The organism is Pseudomonas hygromyciniae, from assembly GCF_016925675.1.
In the GTDB taxonomy this organism is placed as follows: domain Bacteria; phylum Pseudomonadota; class Gammaproteobacteria; order Pseudomonadales; family Pseudomonadaceae; genus Aquipseudomonas; species Aquipseudomonas hygromyciniae.
On sequence record NZ_CP070506.1, the window covers coordinates 91,488 to 109,009 of the forward strand.

Annotated in this window: 16 protein-coding genes; 4 read left to right on the top strand and 12 right to left on the bottom strand. The window is 61.5% G+C overall.

Features of this window, described 5'->3' with window-relative positions; all coding sequences use genetic code 11:
• Positions 1 to 39 precede the first annotated feature (39 nt).
• The 4 genes from JTY93_RS00445 to JTY93_RS00460 all read left to right on the top strand — a co-directional run bounded on the left by JTY93_RS00445 (position 40) and on the right by JTY93_RS00460 (position 4,039).
• Complete coding sequence (locus tag JTY93_RS00445) at positions 40 to 204, top strand: DUF1328 domain-containing protein (protein ID WP_003170804.1); 165 nt, start codon at positions 40 to 42, stop codon at positions 202 to 204.
• A 2-nt stretch (positions 205 to 206) separates the two neighbouring features.
• Positions 207 to 674 carry an inhibitor of vertebrate lysozyme family protein gene (locus JTY93_RS00450; RefSeq protein WP_205476102.1) on the top strand — a complete coding sequence of 156 codons (468 nt, stop codon included), beginning with the start codon at positions 207 to 209 and terminating at the stop codon, positions 672 to 674.
• Positions 675 to 1,382: 708 nt separating this feature from the next.
• The gene (gene gltP / locus JTY93_RS00455) at positions 1,383 to 2,714 is read left to right on the top strand and encodes a glutamate/aspartate:proton symporter GltP (protein WP_029290382.1); all 1,332 of its coding nucleotides are present in this window, start codon (positions 1,383 to 1,385) and stop codon (positions 2,712 to 2,714) included.
• Between the two features lie 95 nt (positions 2,715 to 2,809).
• Complete coding sequence (locus JTY93_RS00460; RefSeq protein WP_029290384.1) at positions 2,810 to 4,039, top strand: spore maturation protein; 1,230 nt, start codon at positions 2,810 to 2,812, stop codon at positions 4,037 to 4,039.
• A 92-nt stretch (positions 4,040 to 4,131) separates the two neighbouring features.
• Here the strand turns inward: JTY93_RS00460 and JTY93_RS00465 are convergent, their stop codons facing one another.
• From JTY93_RS00465 to JTY93_RS00520, 12 genes are all read right to left on the bottom strand, one after another.
• Positions 4,132 to 4,743 (bottom strand): ABC-type transport auxiliary lipoprotein family protein, encoded by a 612-nt coding sequence (locus JTY93_RS00465; RefSeq protein WP_205476101.1) that lies wholly within the window; start codon positions 4,741 to 4,743, stop codon positions 4,132 to 4,134.
• Complete coding sequence (locus JTY93_RS00470) at positions 4,740 to 5,678, bottom strand: MlaD family protein (protein WP_205476100.1); 939 nt, start codon at positions 5,676 to 5,678, stop codon at positions 4,740 to 4,742. The genes JTY93_RS00465 and JTY93_RS00470 overlap by 4 nt, the downstream gene beginning before the upstream one ends.
• 1 nt (position 5,679) lies before the next feature.
• The gene (locus JTY93_RS00475; RefSeq protein WP_205476099.1) at positions 5,680 to 6,483 is read right to left on the bottom strand and encodes an ABC transporter ATP-binding protein; all 804 of its coding nucleotides are present in this window, start codon (positions 6,481 to 6,483) and stop codon (positions 5,680 to 5,682) included.
• On the bottom strand, positions 6,480 to 7,628 hold the full coding sequence (locus JTY93_RS00480) for an ABC transporter permease (RefSeq protein ID WP_205476098.1): 1,149 nt from the start codon (positions 7,626 to 7,628) through the stop codon (positions 6,480 to 6,482). The genes JTY93_RS00475 and JTY93_RS00480 overlap by 4 nt, the downstream gene beginning before the upstream one ends.
• A gap of 55 nt (positions 7,629 to 7,683) precedes the next feature.
• The gene (locus tag JTY93_RS00485; RefSeq protein WP_205476097.1) at positions 7,684 to 8,715 is read right to left on the bottom strand and encodes a DUF5924 family protein; all 1,032 of its coding nucleotides are present in this window, start codon (positions 8,713 to 8,715) and stop codon (positions 7,684 to 7,686) included.
• Positions 8,716 to 8,784: 69 nt separating this feature from the next.
• On the bottom strand, positions 8,785 to 10,170 hold the full coding sequence (locus tag JTY93_RS00490) for a M16 family metallopeptidase (protein ID WP_205476096.1): 1,386 nt from the start codon (positions 10,168 to 10,170) through the stop codon (positions 8,785 to 8,787).
• Positions 10,171 to 10,347: 177 nt separating this feature from the next.
• Complete coding sequence (locus JTY93_RS00495; RefSeq protein WP_205476095.1) at positions 10,348 to 12,006, bottom strand: Na/Pi cotransporter family protein; 1,659 nt, start codon at positions 12,004 to 12,006, stop codon at positions 10,348 to 10,350.
• Positions 12,007 to 12,298: 292 nt separating this feature from the next.
• Positions 12,299 to 13,066, bottom strand: a complete 768-nt coding sequence (locus tag JTY93_RS00500; RefSeq protein ID WP_205476094.1) for a TerC family protein — start codon at positions 13,064 to 13,066, stop codon at positions 12,299 to 12,301.
• Between the two features lie 65 nt (positions 13,067 to 13,131).
• A complete protein-coding gene (locus tag JTY93_RS00505; RefSeq protein ID WP_205476093.1) occupies positions 13,132 to 14,439 on the bottom strand; it encodes a CitMHS family transporter in 1,308 nt (435 codons plus the stop codon).
• Between the two features lie 376 nt (positions 14,440 to 14,815).
• The gene (locus JTY93_RS00510) at positions 14,816 to 16,777 is read right to left on the bottom strand and encodes a DUF7844 domain-containing protein (protein WP_205476092.1); all 1,962 of its coding nucleotides are present in this window, start codon (positions 16,775 to 16,777) and stop codon (positions 14,816 to 14,818) included.
• Positions 16,774 to 17,094 (bottom strand): DUF2388 domain-containing protein, encoded by a 321-nt coding sequence (locus JTY93_RS00515; RefSeq protein ID WP_029290409.1) that lies wholly within the window; start codon positions 17,092 to 17,094, stop codon positions 16,774 to 16,776. The genes JTY93_RS00510 and JTY93_RS00515 overlap by 4 nt, the downstream gene beginning before the upstream one ends.
• Positions 17,095 to 17,120: 26 nt before the next feature.
• Positions 17,121 to 17,429, bottom strand: coding sequence for a DUF2388 domain-containing protein (locus JTY93_RS00520; RefSeq protein ID WP_169991564.1), 309 nt, complete (start codon positions 17,427 to 17,429; stop codon positions 17,121 to 17,123).
• Positions 17,430 to 17,522: the final 93 nt, after the last annotated feature.

Sequence of the window (17,522 nt, forward strand, 5' to 3'; positions counted from 1 at the left end):
CACAGCAGTCACTTCTATAGACGCGAAAGGAGAATCACCATGTTGAGTTGGGCAATCACATTCCTGATCATTGCCATTGTGGCTGCAGTCCTGGGCTTCGGTGGTATCGCGGGCACCGCTACGGGTATCGCCAAGATTCTCTTTGTCGTTTTCCTGGTGATGTTCATCGCTTCCTTCTTCTTTGGCCGTCGCGGTCGAGGCTGAACATGGCCAACTTGTCTTTCAAAACCCTTGCTGCCGCCCTGCTGTTGGGCGGCAGTAGCCTGGCCATGGCTGCCAATGACGGCCAGGCGCGGGCCAGTGAACTGCTCAGTTCCGACCCGCAGTATCGCGAAACCTGGCAGGGCGTGGTCAAGAAGGAAGAGCGTCTGCCTGAATGGGTGATCAACCTGTCGGGCACGTCTGAGCAAATGAACGCAGTCACGGAAGACGGTGACGGGTATTTGGTAGGGCCGCTGTGTGAAACGGCCGACACCTGCCTTAATAAACGTCTTATCGTTGCGTTCAGCATGGATAAGGACGATGCCTACGCGATGCTGGTCGAAGTTCCAGCCGGGCTTCCGGCGGACAAGTCGCCAACACGGCATGCGGACTATCGCTTCATCGGTAAGCCCGATGAAGGCATGCAGAAGTTGCTGATGGAGCAACTGAAGAAAGATCCGAATTGGTACTAGGCCCGTCTGCGGGCCTCGCCAACATGGAACCAGGCCAACTGCCTGTTTCCGTTTGCACCGCCGCCTGATGACGGTGCATGACCAGGGGGCTGGGTTGCTCTGATCAAGGTGGATCGGCGCGACCTACGGGTACAGGGAGTGCCTGCGCAAGGGCCGGGTCAGGAGAAAAGCTGCGACGCAAGTCCGCAGGCAGTTATGGCCTGACGGACTTGCGGCGGGCTTGATAGTGCTCACTAGGCGCTTATGCCGCCCATAGCTGAAAAATTCCCTTCTGCTTCACCACAACCGTTTCGCGGTGTTACATCGCGACCATCTATCGAGAAAGTTTGCCCTCGGCCAGACGCGTTTTTCGATGGTATGCGTAGGAATTTTCACGAGTTTTTTCCGCGCGACAAAAAAGCCTAACGTCCCCAGGCGAGCCTGAAATTGCCGGTTAACGGCATGTATGCCTGACAAAATGTCGCATTCGAACTGACCAAACAGACAGTTTTATTTGCAAAAACTCATGCCGATTCGGCATGGGGTAGGCGTTTACGGCATTAGACTATGCCCCCCCGCATGGGAATAGTTGCGCCTTTTTTCGCTTGCCAGTAAGCCATATCGGCCATCTGCGGTGACCTTCTACGGAGGCTGATGCTCACACTTTTTCGCTCCCGGGCGTTCCAGCTGGCGCATCTGCCTGAGTCCACTTGAAACAAGGGTAATGACATGAAGAAGGCAAAACTAAGCCTCGCCTGGCAGATCCTCATCGGTCTGGTGCTAGGGATTGCAATCGGTGCTGTACTCAACCACTTCAGCGCCGAAAAAGCCTGGTGGATCAGCAACGTGTTGCAGCCGGCGGGCGATATCTTTATCCGCCTGATCAAGATGATCGTGATCCCGATCGTGATTTCGTCGCTGATTGTCGGAATCGCCGGTGTAGGGGACGCGAAAAAGCTCGGTCGGATCGGCGTGAAGACCATCGTTTACTTCGAAGTGGTCACTACCATTGCGATTGTGGTTGGCCTGCTGTTGGCTAACCTGTTCCACCCGGGTGCCGGCATCGACATGAGCACCCTGGGTACGGTGGACATCTCCAAGTACCAGGCGACCGCCGCCGAGGTGCAGCATGAGCATGCGTTCATCGAGACCATCCTCAACCTGATCCCATCGAACATCTTTGCCGCCGTGGCCCGTGGCGAGATGCTGCCGATCATCTTCTTCTCCGTGCTGTTCGGCCTGGGCTTGTCGAGCCTCAAGCCAGACCTGCGCGAACCCCTGGTCACCATGTTCCAGGGCGTGTCCGAGAGCATGTTCAAAGTCACCCACATGATCATGAAATACGCCCCTATCGGTGTATTTGCCCTGATCGCCGTGACCGTTGCCAACTTCGGCTTCGCCTCGCTGCTGCCTCTGGCCAAGCTGGTGATCCTGGTCTACGTCGCCATCCTGTTCTTTGCCTTCGTGATTCTTGGCCTGATCGCCCGCCTGTTCGGCTTCTCGGTGATCAAGCTGATGCGCATCTTCAAGGATGAGCTGGTACTGGCCTACTCCACCGCCAGCTCTGAGACCGTGCTGCCACGCGTGATCGAGAAGATGGAAGCCTACGGTGCGCCGAAAGCCATCTGCAGCTTCGTGGTGCCGACCGGCTACTCGTTCAACCTCGACGGTTCGACCCTGTACCAGAGCATCGCAGCGATCTTTATTGCCCAGCTGTATGGCATCGACCTGTCGGTTGGCCAGCAACTGATGCTGGTACTGACCCTGATGGTCACCTCCAAAGGTATCGCCGGTGTACCGGGCGTGTCCTTCGTGGTACTGCTGGCGACCCTGGGCAGCGTGGGCATCCCATTGGAAGGCCTGGCGTTCATCGCCGGTGTCGACCGCATCATGGACATGGCGCGTACCGCCCTGAACGTGATCGGCAATGCCCTGGCCGTGCTGGTCATCTCGCGCTGGGAAGGCATGTACGACGATGCCAAGGGCGAGCGCTACTGGAACTCCCTGCCACACTGGCGGACCAAGACCGCGCTGCCGGCTGGCGAGACCAGCCAGGGCTGATCCCTGCTTGAATCGCACAAACCCCGGTTAATCCGGGGTTTGTCGTTTCTGCCAGCCCCGCTATCATTCGCCACATATTTAAAGGGGTGTGACTGATGCTCAATGGCCTGTGGCTTGGCTTCTTTGTCGTGGCAATGGTATCGGCGCTGGTGCAATGGCTGGTGGGCGGTAACGCCGGGATCTTTGCGGCGATGGTGGAGAGTATCTTCGCCATGGCCAAGCTGTCGGTGGAGGTGATGGTACTGCTGTTCGGTACCCTGACATTGTGGCTGGGCTTCCTGCGCATCGCCGAAAAGGCGGGGATCGTCGAGTGGCTGGCCAAGGCCCTGGGCCCGCTGTTCCTGCGGTTGATGCCGGAAGTGCCGGCCGGTCACCCGGCCATCGGTTTGATCACCCTCAACTTTGCCGCCAACGGCCTGGGCCTGGATAACGCGGCGACGCCGATCGGCCTCAAGGCCATGAAGGCGCTGCAAGAGCTCAACCCGATCCCCAACACCGCGACCAACGCGCAGATCCTGTTCCTGGTGCTTAACGCGTCCTCTCTGACCCTGCTGCCGGTGACGATTTTCATGTACCGCGCCCAGCAAGGCGCGCCGGACCCGACCCTGGTGTTCCTGCCAATCCTGCTGGCCACCAGCGCCTCGACCCTGGTGGGCCTGCTGTCGGTGGCGCTGATGCAGCGCCTGCGCCTGTGGGACCCGGTGGTGCTGGCGTACTTGATCCCCGGCGCGTTGGTGCTGGGCGGCTTCATGGCCTTGCTGGCGACAATGTCGGCCACGGCCCTGGCGGGCTTGTCCTCGATCCTCGGCAACCTCACGCTGTTTGGCCTGATCATGCTGTTCTTGCTGATCGGCGCGTTGCGCAAGGTCAAGGTCTACGAGGCGTTTGTCGAAGGCGCCAAAGAGGGCTTCGACGTCGCCAAGAACCTGCTGCCGTATCTGGTGGCGATGTTGTGTGCGGTCGGCGTGCTGCGCGCTTCTGGAGCACTGGAGTTTGGCCTGGAAGGCATTCGCCATCTGGTGGCCTGGACCGGCCTGGACACGCGCTTTGTCGACGCCTTGCCCACGGCAATGGTCAAGCCGTTCTCCGGCAGTGCGGCGCGGGCGATGTTGATCGAGACCATGCAGACCCAAGGCGTAGATAGCTTCCCGGCGCTGGTGGCGGCGACGATCCAGGGCAGTACCGAGACCACCTTCTATGTGCTGGCGGTGTACTTTGGCTCAGTAGGCATCCAGCGTGCACGGCATGCGGTGGGGTGTGCGCTGCTGGCGGAGTTTGCTGGCGTGGTGGCGGCGATTGCCGTTTGCTACTGGTTCTTTGGCTAAGCTTCAGACCGCTATCGCAGGCAAGCCAGCTCCCACATTTTGATTTGTGAACACAGTCAAATGTGGGCGCTGGCTTGCCTGCGATGAGGCCCTCAGCGTTTAGGTGCTGTATTGCCCTGCGCCACCACCCAATCCACCACCTGCTTGTTCAACTGATCCCCCGCCAACCCAAACCCGGCCACCACCGCCGGCACTTGGGTATCACTCACCGGCTGGCGCACTTCAAAGCGCTTGGCAGCCACGATCCGTTGGTCACTGCCGCGCACTAATCGCGCATCCAGCCGGATCACCACCTCCACCGCACTGCCCTGGTACTCGCTCTGGAAGGCCTGCAACTGCCCGCCCAGCTCCAGGTCCGCCTGTAGATTGGTGTCATCGGTGCTCAACAAGGCCACCCGGCCATCGCGCTGGAAGCCGTCCAGCAGACGGTTGCGCAACAGTACCGGGGCTGGATCGCTCCAGCGTGACTGGGCATAGCTGCTGATCAAATCGCCCTGAGGCACCACGGCAATGCGCGGGCTGTCGAGGAATTCGCTGGCTTGCGGTTTGGCCAGGCGCAACGACCAGGCAACCGGGTTGCCATGGGCCGTTACTTGGGCTGTTGGCAGGCGATAGACGTTGGATGGGTCGGCCTTGGGCAGGATCGAACAGGCACTGACCAGCGCCAGGGCCACCGGAACGATCATTTTATAAGCACGCTTCATGGCGTGAACTCCTTGTTCTTGTCACTGCCCAGCAGGTACCCGCTGGGGTTGGCTTCCAGGCGGCGGGAGATGGCGCGCAAGGAGCCGAGGGTGTCGCGCAGCTCGCGCACGGCAGGCGCCAGTTCGTTGAGGCCTTGCATGCCGCTGTTCAGGGAATCCTTGTTGTCGCTCAACAAGCTGTTGATGGTCGCAGTGCTTTGTTCCAGGGAGCGCATGGCCCCTTCGGCGCTGCCGAACATCTGCTTGCCCTGGTCGTTGAGCAGGCCATTGGCGTTGCGCATCAACGCGGTGGTCTGTTCCAGCGTGGCGCCGGCCTGTTTGCTGACCTGGGCCAACTGCTGCATCACCATCTTGATATCGCCGCGCTGCTCGGCGATGGCCCCGGTGGTTTGCTCCAGGTGCGCCAGGGTGCCGCTCAGGCGATCGACGTTCGCAGGCGAGAACATGCGGTTGGCGTTGTGCAGCAGCAGGTTGATGCTGGTCATCAGGTCATTGCTGTTGTTCAACAGCCGGGCAATGGGCGATGGCGAGGCGGTGATCTGCGGCAGGTTGCCGTTCTTGCCCTTGAGCTCGGGGCTCTGTGGGGTGCCGCCGCTGAGCTGGATGATCGACGTCCCGGTGATGCCGGTCAGCGCCAGCTTGGCCTGGGTGTCTTCCTTGATCGGCGTCTGGCCGGCCAGGCGGATACGGGCCAGTACGCGGCGCGGGTCCTTGGGGTCCAGGCGCAGGCTGGTGACGTCACCGACCTTGATCCCGCTGTACTGCACCGCGCTGCCCTGGGACAGGCCGCTGACCGCTTCGTTGAAGATCACTTCGTAATCCTGGAACGCGCTGTCGACGCTGGATTTGGCCAGCCACAGGCCGAACAGCATGGCGCCGACCACGACTATCACGCTGAACAGACCGATCATCACATGATGGGCTCGGGTTTCCATGTCATACCTCGTTGAGCTGTTGAGCGGCATCCAATGCCGCGCGGCCCCGGGGGCCATGAAAGTATTCGTGAATCCAGGCGTCATCGGTTTGCGAGACAACATCGATGGCATCGGCCACCAGCACCTTTTTCTGCGCCAGCACCGCCACGCGATCGGTGATGGTGTAGAGCGTGTCGAGGTCGTGGGTGATCAGCAGCACGCTCAGGCCCAAGGCATCACGCAGGGTCAGGATCAGTTGGTCGAATGCCGCCGCGCCGATAGGGTCGAGGCCAGCGGTCGGTTCGTCGAGAAACAAAATATCCGGGTCGAGGGCCAGGGCACGGGCCAGGGCCGCACGTTTGATCATCCCGCCGGACAGCGAAGACGGGTATTTGTCGGCCGCCGACAACGGCAGCCCGGCCAGCGCAAGCTTTACCGCCGCCAGATGCTCGGCATCGGCGCGGCTCAGGCCGGCGTGTTCGATCAGTGGCAGGGCGACGTTTTCTGTGACCGTCAGTGAGGAAAACAGCGCGCCTTTCTGGAACAGCACGCCGAAACGCCGTTCCACCAGGGAGCGTTCGTGTTCTGACAGGTTCGACAGGTTCTGCCCGAATACCCGAACTTGGCCTTCGCTGGGCTGACGCAGGCCGATGATGCTGCGCAGCAGCACCGACTTGCCGCTGCCCGAGCCGCCAACCACGGCGAGAATCTCGCCCTTGTACAGATCCAGGTCGAGGTTTTCATGCACGCTCTGCGGGCCAAAGCGGTTGCACAGGCCACGGACTTCGATCACCGCCTCGCCGGGCGCTCGCTGTAAACGGCTCACCAGCCCATCTCCATAAAGAACAGTGCGGCTACCGCGTCGAGCACGATCACCACGAAAATCGATTGCACCACTGCGGAGGTGGTGTGGGCGCCGACCGATTCGGCGCTGCCGCTGACCTTGAAGCCTTCCAGGCAGCCAATGGCCGCGATCAGGAAGGCGAAGAACGGCGCTTTGACCAGGCCCACCAGCAGATGCTGGACGCCAATGTCCGATTGCAGCAGCGAGAGGAACATCGCCGGTGAGATATCCAGGGCCACGGCGCACACCACGCCGCCGCCGATAATCCCCGAAATCATGGCGAGAAAGGTCAGCATCGGCAGCGCCACCAGCAGCGCGAGGACGCGCGGCAGCACCAGCAACTCCATGGGGTCCAGGCCCATGGTGCGGATGGCGTCGATTTCTTCGTTGGCCTTCATTGAGCCGATTTGTGCGGTGAAGGCACTGGCGGTACGGCCGGCCATCAGGATCGCGGTGAGTAGGACGCCGAACTCCCGCAGGAAGGAAAACGCCACCAGATCCACGGTGAAAATGCTCGCGCCGAAACTTTCCAGCACCGTGGCGCCGAGAAACGCGACCACCGCGCCCACCAGAAAGGTCAGCAAGGCGACGATGGGCGCGGCATCGAGCCCGGTCTGTTCGATATGCGCCACCATCGGCGTCAGGCGCCAGCGCTTGGGCCGGAATACGCCGCGAGCGAAGGTCTCGAGAATCAGGCCGATAAAGCCCAGCAGCGTCATGGCGTCCTGCCAGACGACATCCACCGCGCGGCCGATGCGTGCCAAAAGCTGGATGCCGGCGTTTTGCTGCGGCTCTTTGACCGGCACACAAAAATCATTCAGGGAGCGGTAGACGGTCTTGAGCAGTGCGCGGTCGGCGGCGGGCAAAGTGCAGTCAGTTTGTTCGGCCGAATGTTCAATGCGCTCCGGGCCCAGCAGCTCTACCAGCAACGAGGCGCCGGCAGTGTCCAGTGCGCCCAGGCCGTTGAGGTCGACGTGGGCGCTGGCGTCGTACTGGCCGTCGAGGCTTGCCGAGAGTTTTTTCAGGGCGCTGTAGTGGGCCAGCGTCCAGTCCCCGGTGACCTTCAATCGGGGCGGTTGGGTGGACGTGTCCAGGTGGGCATTGCCTGCCGCTGTGCTACTGGTCATAAGCTCCGAGCTTGTTTGGCTATTCCACAATTGCTATGTAATAGCACGATCCGTCCTACTTTGGCGTGTCCGTTTGTGCGGCGTCAGTGACTTTAAAGCGCAACACGCCGATCACCTGGCCGTCTTCGGTCAGCACCCGCACTTGCCAGCGGCCCACGGCATTCGCCGGGAAGTTCTGCTTGTGGGTCCAGGCCCGGTAGCCTTCCTTGCGTCCGCCATGGATATCCAGGGCGATGCGGTCGACCTCTTTGCCGTTGAACTGCCACACATGGTAGATGCGCTCGTCCAGCCCGCGCGGTGCGTTGATTGCGGTGTAGGCGTACAGGCCGCTGCTGCGCAGTTGGTTGGCGCTGACTTCTTTGAGGTCATCGCCGGGGGTGCGGTCCTGCAATTGGGTGCTGATTGCCACTTCGGTCATCCACAGGGTGGCCGGCGGCACCCAGCTGCGCAGGAACCAACCCGCGCAGCCAATCGCCGCCGTCACGCCCAGCAGCATCAGCCAACCCTTGACGCTGCGCAGCGGCAGGCTCACGGCCAGGCTGGGGATCGACAAGGCCATCGCCACCCCCAGCGCGAGCTTGTAACTCTCGGCGGTGGTCAGGTGCAGGATGATCGGCAGCGCGGTGAGTAAGGCGGCAAATAGGGTCAGGGTGTGCAGTGCCAGAAACAGCGAGCGCTTGGGTGCCAGCCATTTGTAGTACAGCGGGTCGGTGATCGAAACCAGTGCGGCGGCGCCCAGCAAGCCGGTGAAGACTGCCTGGCTGCTGTTCCAGGTGGTGGTGACGAAAAAGAACGGCAGGACAAAAAACAGGCTTTCCTGGTGGATCATCTGTGTGGCGTAGCGCAGCAGCGGTTCGGGGATCTCCCGCTTGAAAACCTTGCTGAACAACTGGGTGAAGCTGTTTTCCAGCATCAGCCACAGCCAGCTCACCAGCATGATGATCGCGATCCAACTGGCCATGCCTTGTTGGCGGTCCACCAGGATAAAACTGCCCACCCCCGAGATAAAACCGCCGAGTGCGATCACCCCTGGGTAGCGCTTCATCAGTTCGAGGACGCGCTGGATGAGATGGGTCAGGTTTGGCATTCGGCAGTTCGCAGTCTTTGTAGGAAAAAATCCCAGACAGAATAACGTCTTAGCCCGTTGATAGGCGTGTCATTGCACAATTGCTTTGCGATAACGGCGCAGCCCAATCAGCACAATGGTGATCAGCCCCAGCGCGCCTACGGCGATCCAACCCAGGGCGTCGTAACTGAGCAGCGGTTTTTCGATGCGCCAGTAGCTGGTTTGGTTGAGCAACTGGCGCATGGCCTGGTTGGCTTGTGCCAGGCTCACCGCCTTGATGCGCTTGGCCGGGTCGCTGAGGCGCCCGTCGGCGTAGTCGGCCAAGGCGCCCCAGTAGTAGTCGGCCAGCGCGCTATTGCCCTGCACGGCCCAGGCCTGGCGGTCGATGGCGGCTTGTTGCAGGCGGCTGAAGGTCGCCGGGTCGAGGCCCTCCTCAAGCAGCCTGGTCTTGAGGCTTTCGAGGACGTGTTCGGCCGCGGGCAGGTTATCGCGGTCGAGGTCGGCGTTGAGGCTCATGAAGCCCACGCCGCCCAGCACTTCGCGCTCGCTCCGTGGGCCGTAGGACAGGCCATGCTGCAGGCGCAACTGACGATACAACGCCCAATCGAGGTAGTCCTTGAGCAGGTCGTAGGTGGCATCGTGCTGCTCGTCCAGCATGGGCTCGGGGAACAACCAGTGCAGCTTGGCGCCATCGCCGACCCAGCCACGGATCAGGTCACGATGGATCGCTGCGGCGCCAAGGGTTTGTGGCAAGGCTCGGTGTTCGCTGGGATCTACCGGCTCGAGTTGGCCATAGGTGCGCTCCAGATAGGCCGGCAGCAGTTTGTCGAGGTCGCCGACGATGATCAGGGTCATGTTGTTGGGGGCGTACCAGGCCTGGCGCACGCTCTCCAGCTGGGCGTGGGTCAGGTGCTCGACTTCGGCGCGCTCGGCGCATTTGAGGCCCAGTTCCACCGCCAGTTGGTTGCTGGCGTTATGGCCCAGGTCCTGGCGATCCAGCAGGCGTTGCAGGTGTGAATAGTGACCGCCATCTTCGCGCTCAACCACCTGCTTGGCGGCGTTGATTGCTGCATCGCTCAGTTCGGTCCGGGTCAGGATCGCCTTCAGCAGGTCCAGCACCTTGCGCTGGTTGCGCGCCGGGGCCTCGATGACGAACGTGGTGTCGGCATTGCTGGTGTAGGCGTTCCACTCCCCGCCCAGAGCCTGCATCTGTTCTTCCAGCTCGCCTTCGCCGCCGCCATCGATGCCGCTGAACAGCAGGTGTTCCAGCAGGTGCGGCAGTTCTTTGTCTTCGCAACTGAAGTCATCCAGGCCTACGCCGACCACCAGGCGGATCGCCACGTGCCCGCGCTCGGTGCCCGGCTTGAGCAGCAATTGCAGGCCGTTGGGCAACATATAGCCTTCGACCTGCAAGCGATCAAAGGCAAAGGCGTGGGCCGAGCCTATGAGCAGGCAGGCGAATAACAGGCGACGCATAACGGGGTTCCTGGCGAGTAATAACGGCTGAAACTGGCTTTTTGTGGGAGCGGGCTTGCCCGCGATGGCGGAGTGTCAGTCAACTTTTTTATCAACTGACCCACCGCAATCGCGGGCAAGCCCGCTCCTACATTGGGTCGGCGGTATTTTTAACTGACTCCCCAGGCGTGTGGTCGTTCAGGGCGAATGGGTGATGTCGGCAATATTGTCCACCGCCAACGCACCGGTCTCGGAGGTTTCCAACACTACATAAGCACTGCTGCAAAACAACGAGTTCAAGCGTTTCATGTCGGCAATCAGCTCCAGGTGCAGGGAGCTGGTCTCGATGCTTTGCACGATCTTGCGTTGCAGGCGGCTGACATGGGCGTGGGCCAGGCGCCGCTCCTGGGCGCGGAAGCGGCGCTTCTCGCGCAGCAATTGGCGGGCGCTTTCCGGGTCGGCGCTGAGGAATACCGACAGGCCCAGGCGCAGGTTGGCGATCAACTGGCTATGCAGGCCAGCCAGTTCTTCGAGCCCTACTTCGGAAAACGAGCGACGCTGGGAGGTTTTCTGCTGCTGAACCTTACGCAACATACGCTCGATCAAATCGCCGGCCAGCTTCAGGTTGATCGACAGCTCGATGATCTCGGCCCAGCGCCGGCTGTCGTGTTCGCTGAGATCTTCACGGGGCATTTGCGCCAGGTACAGCTTGATCGCGCTGTAGAGCGCTTCAACATCGTCACTGAGGCTGCGCATTTCCTGGTTGATGGCGGTTTGTTTGCCGCGCAGCACTTCCAGCATGGCGGTCAGCATGTTGTCGATCAAGTCCCCCAGGCGCAGGGTTTCCCGCGCGGCGTTGGCCAGGGCCAGGCTCGGGGTGGTCAGCGCCGTCGGGTCGAGATGACGGGGCTTGGCCAGGCCGTTGGCCTCCGGGCGTTCCGGCAGCAGCCAGGCACACAGGCGCGCCATCGGGCCGATGGTGGGCAGCAGGATCAGGCAGCGGGTGACGTTGTAGAGCAGGTGAAAGGTGATGACCATGCCTTGGGCGCTGTAGTCCAGGGTGTCCATCCACAGCACCAGCGGGTCAAGGACGGGAATGATCAGCAGCAGGCCGATCAGCTTGTACAGCAGGCTGCCGAGGGCCACTTGGCGGCCGGCGGCGTTTTGCATGCTGGTACTGAGGAATGCCAGGACGCCGCTGCCGATATTGGCCCCGATCACCAGGCCGATGGCCACATGCAGGCCAATCACCCCGGCACCGGCTAGGGTCGCGGTCAGCAGTACGGCGGCCAGGCTGGAGTAGGAAATCATCGCAAACAGCGCGCCGACCAGGGCATCGAGCAGGATGTCACCGGTCAGCGAGGCGAACAGCACTTTGACGCCCTGGGCATGGGTAATCGGCCCGGCGGCTTCGACTATCAGTTGCAGGGCGAGAATGATCAGGCCCAGGCCGATACCGACCCGGCCCATCTGCCCGGCGCGCGTTTGTTTGCGCGACAGGAAGAAGATCACCCCGAGAAAGATCAGCAGCGGCGACAGCCACGACAGATCCAGGGTCAGCACCCGCGCCATCAGTGCGGTACCGACATCGGCGCCGAGCATGGTCGCCAGGGCGGGCGTCAGGCCCATCAGGCCCTGGCCGACAAACGAGGTCACCAGCATCGCCGTGGCGTTGCTGCTTTGCACCATGGCGGTGACCAGGATCCCGGCAATGAACGCCAGCCAGCGCCTGGCCATGTTCTGCCCGATGACCTGGCGCAGGTTGGAGCCGTAGACCCGCAGGATGCCGGTACGGACAATGTGCGTGCCCCAGATCAGCAGGGTCACGGCGGAAAGTAGATTGAGCAGGGTCAGCATGCTCGGCCCCCTGTATTGAGTCGTGCTCCAAGTGGAGCAAAAAGTGCCGCGTGCCGTTTTGTGTTGTGTACTTAAGCTGTAGTTGGCGAACGGCCTGTGCGCCAGCATCGCATAGCTAAAGTCGGCTTTGAAACAAAACTGTCATGAAATCAGCTTTTTGCGGGCGCCTGAAACGACTGTAGGAGCGAGCTTGCTCGCGAAGACCTCAAGGACAGCGCGTGAAATCAGGCAGCACGCGTTACCGTTGACGTTTTTCGCGAGCAAGCTCGCTCCTACAGGTATTGCCCGCGGGTTATTGGCCCGGAATGTCCTTGCGCAGTTTCACTGGATCCTGCTGTTTTTTCTTCTTCGCGATGGAGGTACGCATCTTGATGTTGACCGCTTCTACCGCCAGGGAGAATGCCATGGCGAAGTACACGTAGCCTTTTGGCACATGCACGCCGAAGGATTCGGCGATGAGCACCGTACCCACCACCAGCAGGAACGACAGCGCGAGCATTTTCAGCGACGGGTGCTTGTCGATGAATTCGCTGATGGTGCCGGCAGCCAGCATCATCACCAGTACCGCAACGACGATCGCGGCGACCATGACCGGTACGTGGGAAACCATGCCCACGGCGGTAATCACCGAGTCCAGGGAGAACACGATATCGATGATCGCGATCTGGATGATGGTGTAGATGAACTTGCCACCCTTGCCTGTCGGCTCGTCGTGGGTTTCGTCTTCACCTTCCAGGGCGTGGTACATCTCCTGGGAGCTTTTCCATAGCAGGAACAGGCCACCGAAGAACAGGATCAGGTCGCGACCGGAAATACCCTGGTCGAATACCACGAACAGGTCGGCGGTCAGTTGCATGACCCAGGTGATCGACAGCAGCAACAGGATCCGGGTGACCATGGCCAGGGCCAGGCCGAAGATCCGGGTGCGTGCCTGCATATGCTTGGGCATGCGGCTGACCAGGATCGAAATCATGATGATGTTATCGATACCCAGGACGATCTCGAGAGCCGTCAAGGTGAAGAAGGCAATCCAGATCTCCGGATTGGTCAGCCATTCCATATGTGTTCCTTTGCGCGAGTGTTAGACCGCGCCGGCAGGAGGGCCGGCGCAGTGGGTTGTTACGATTATAGAGTGCTGAACAGTGGGAATGTGCCCAGCAGCAATGCGGCGACCATTATGCACAGGCACACCAGCACTGCCCACTTCAGGGTGAAGCGCTGGTGATCGCCAAATTCGATACCGGCCAGGGCTACCAGCAGGTAAGTCGACGGCACCAGCGGGCTGAGCAGGTGAACCGGCTGGCCAACAATCGAGGCACGGCCCATTTCTGCGGCGGTGATGCCGTAGTGGCTGGCGGCTTCGGCCAGTACCGGCAGCACGCCGTAGTAGAACGCATCGTTGGACATGAAGAAGGTGAACGGCATGCTCACCAGCGCGGTGATTACCGCCAGGTACGGGCCAAGGGCTTCAGGGATGACTGCCAGCAGGCTCTTGGACATGGCGTCGACCATGCCGGTGCCCGACAGAATGCCGGTGAAGATGCCGGCGGCGAAGATCAGGCCGACCACCGCCAGCACGCTGCCCGAGTGGGCGGCAACGCGGTCTTTCTGCTGCTGCAGGCACGGGTAGTTGACTATCATCGCGATACTGAAGGCCACCATGAACAACACCGGCAGCGGCAACAGGCCGGCGATCAGGGTGCACATCAGGGCCAGGGTCAGTGCACCGTTGAACCAGATCAGTTTCGGACGGCGGGCATCCGGGAACTGCGAGACGCTGATTTCGCTATGGTCGATTTCATCGCCTTGCAGGTGCAGTACGCCAAGACGGGCGCGCTCGCGCAGGCCGTACATATAGGCAATCACCAGGATGGCCACTACGCCGGCGGCCATGGCGGGAATCATCGGTACGAAGATGTCCGATGGGTCCACGTGCAGGGCGCTGGCGGCGCGGGCGGTCGGGCCGCCCCAGGGGGTCATGTTCATCACGCCACCGGCGAGGATGATCAGGCCGGCCATGATTCGCGGGCTCATGCCGATGCGCTTGTACAGCGGCAGCATGGCGGCCACGCAGATCATGTAGGTGGTGGCGCCGTCACCGTCCAGTGACACCACCAGCGCCAGCACGGCAGTACCGACCGCCACTTTCAGCGGGTCGCCCTTGACCAGCTTGAGGATCTTGCGCACGGTCGGGTCAAACAGGCCGGAATCGATCATCAAGGCAAAGTAGAGGATGGCAAACATCAGCATCACGCCGGTAGGCGCCAGCTTGGTGATGCCTTCGAGCATCATCGGGCCGATCTTCGGCGCAAAGCCACCGAACAGCGCGAACAGGATAGGCACGATGATCAGGGCGATCAGCGCCGACAGGCGCTTGGTCATGATCAGGAACATGAACGTGATGACCATGGCAAAGCCAAGGAAAGTCAGCATAGGAATACTCCAGGCGTAGCGCGGCTAGGGAATGGCGAACCGGATTGGGGTCAGCGCAGAACGAAAAGCGCGAGGCGTACGGGAGGAGTCGGGAAAAACAGGCGGGTACGAGCGGACATCAGCATCACCATTGTTGTTGTTAATTGGGCCCCTGGGCATAAAGACGCTCAGGTTAGCCAACCGGTCTATTGCCGGTAGTGAGGGCGATCCTAATCGCGAAAGCTTTCAGCCAGCTTTCGCTGCAAAAACAGGTCTCAGGTGGATGAGGTTCACTGTAGGAGCGAGCTTGCTCGCGAAGGTCGTGAGCGATAAGGCGCGTTTGCGGGGTAAGCGCGGCACTCTCGGGTTTTTCGCGAGCAAGCTCGCTCCTACAGTTTTAAGGCAATTGCAGCCCACCGGCCGCCTTGTGCAAGGCGCGCAGGTGTTCGCCGACCTGTTTGAGATTGGCCTCGCAGGCGGCAATTTCCGCAGCCCGCGAAGGCTCCAGCAGCGCCCTCACCTCTTTATCCAGATCGCCGGTCAACGATTGCAGCTGCTTCTGGCGCAAGGCGCTTTCTGATTCCAGGCGCTGCCATTCCTTGGGTTGGGGCAATCCATAACCGCTGCTGCCGAGCAGTTCCGCCGGACGGCTGAGGAAGCCGCTGTTGGCGAGGATCTGCTGCAACGTGGCATCGGCCTTGGCCATGCCGCCGTTCTTCAGTTCGCGGGCACCGAGGTAACGTTGCTTGACCTCGTCCTGGGCGAGCATCAGTTGCTTGCGAAAGCTGGCCTGTTCCAGGAGCAGCAAGGCGGCGCTGGTACGCAGGTCGGCCTTGTCGAACCACGCCCGGCGTTGCTCGGCGCTCAAGGTCAGCCAGTCTTCGACCTGGGTCTGCGGGATCGGCAGATGTTTCTTCAACACCTCGAACATCGCCTGGTAGCGCTCGCGGAAGGAGTCGAAGTGATAGCCCAGGCGCAAGGCTTCGCGGCGGTCGTCCAGCACGCTGGTGTCGGCCAGCCCGCGGGCCTTGAGCACTTCCAGCAAACCGTTGGGGGTGATGTTGTCCAGGGCTGTCAGCCGCGGGTTGGCGCTGCCGCTGCGCAGCAGTTTCAGGCCTTCGACGGCGCAGTTGTTGGAGAGGAAATAGTAATTGCCGTCGTAGCTCCAATGCATCTCGGCGGCGTGTTCGACGGTGTCGTTGATCTCTTGGCGCGTGAGGATCAGGGGGACTGAAGCCAGGCCGCGCAGTTCGGTCTTGGTGTATTCGTCAATCACCTGGGCCAGGGGCAGTACGAACAGGCGTGATGGGTATTTGCCTACCAGGCCGTCCCAACTTGAAAGCTGCACGTCGCCGACGAACGCGCGATAGGACAACACCAGGTGCTGGTCCAGGTCCAGGCGGCAATCAGGGCCGCGGGGGCGGCCTGGGGCACAGATCACCAGGCGCAGCATGCTGTGGCCCCAGCGGCTCACCAGGTTCTGGTTGGCTTCGGCCAGCAGGTAGTCGATGGCGTATACGCGCTCGGGGTCGACCTGGCCCAGGGGCGTCTTGGCAAAATCGTTACCGGCATTGAGAAAGGCGAAGGTGTTGGCGCAAGCGTCTTTGCCTGGCGGGGCCCAGCCGAAGTGTTGCTGGTAGTAACGGTACAGCGCGGGACGGCGGCAGGCGTAGCTCGGGTCAAGGAGGAAGTACTCCATGTTGACCGCGACGAATTCCTTGGGGTTGGTGATTTCGTACAGGTCCGGGCTGCGGGCCACTTGCCGATTGTGCTGCTCGCGCTCGCCACGGCGGCCGACGTATTGCGGCCAGCCGGCCAGGTCAAGCAAGCGTGGATCGTCGCTGAGGGTGAAGCGCCGGTCATTCTGGCCACGGCATTGATCGGGCAGGCCAACCAGGCCGGTGATGTTGTTCTGGCGGCTGCAGCGCTGGATCAACGAGCGCTGGTCCTTGGGCCACAGGCGCGCGCGATCATAGATATGGGTCAGTTCATGCAGAACGGTCGCGAGCAGTTCTCGGCGCACGGTGCCGTGGGGGCGCTGGGTCTGTTGGGTGGCGGCGGTGCCGTCAGTCAGACTGGCCAGCAGTTTGCGGTTGAGGTCCAGTTCAGAGACCAGCGACGCTTGGCCATAGGCGTTGGCGGGCATGTCATCGGTCCAGCCGACGTCGATGCGCCGGTCCAGTTGCTCGACGAAGCGTGGCGGCAGTGCCTGCATCGCTTCATCCAGCAATGCCTGGCTGGCCTGCTGTTGGGCCGGGCTCAAGCCGTCGGTCTTGAGCCGCAGTTGCAGGCTGGCCTGGGCGGCGCTGGCAGCCAGCAGTACCGTCGCCGCCAATAGCCAGGCGGTGACGCGCCTCACAATGCGAGGATGGCTTCGGCGAGGACCTGGTCGCTGGCGTCGCGGGCTTCTGGCACGCGGGTTCGCAGGGTGTCGAAGGCGGCTTCCAGTTGCGCGCCGCGGATATCGCCATTGCTGGCGACAAAGCTGGCCGCGTCATCGTGGGCGGCGCGCACGACTTTGGAGTCACGGATGGAGGTGGTGGTGTCCGAGGTGAAATCAATGGTGCGGCCGAAAGCACGAACAATGATGTTACTGGTGGCCACGAGGGTTTGTGCCTGGGCGATATCTGCCAGCAGGAACAGGCCGAGAGCAGCTGCGATCAACGGGCGACGCATGGAATGACTCCAAAAGGTAAAGATGATTATTGGACGAGAATTGCCTGGGCCAGTTCAAGGTCACTGGACTTAAGTTTTGGCTCGGTGCGACGCAGGTAATCCAGCGCGCTCTCCAGCCGGGCGCCCCGCCATTGGCCGTCAGTGGCAATAAACACAGCAGCGTCATCCTGGGCTGCGAGTATCAATTTACGATCGAACGGCGCCGAGGTCACTTTACTGGTGGCATAGGCGCTGGCGACGACGCCTTGGGTGGACAGATCAAAGGCCTGGGCCGGAGCGGCGCCGCAGATGGCAAGCACTGTAGGAGCAATCAATAAACGGTATGAAAAAGCCATGGGACTCGACAACTGAAAACGAGCGCCAAGGCTAGCGCAATGCCCGGGCGAGAGCCAGCGAACAGGCAGGCTACTGTAGGAGCGAGCTTGCTC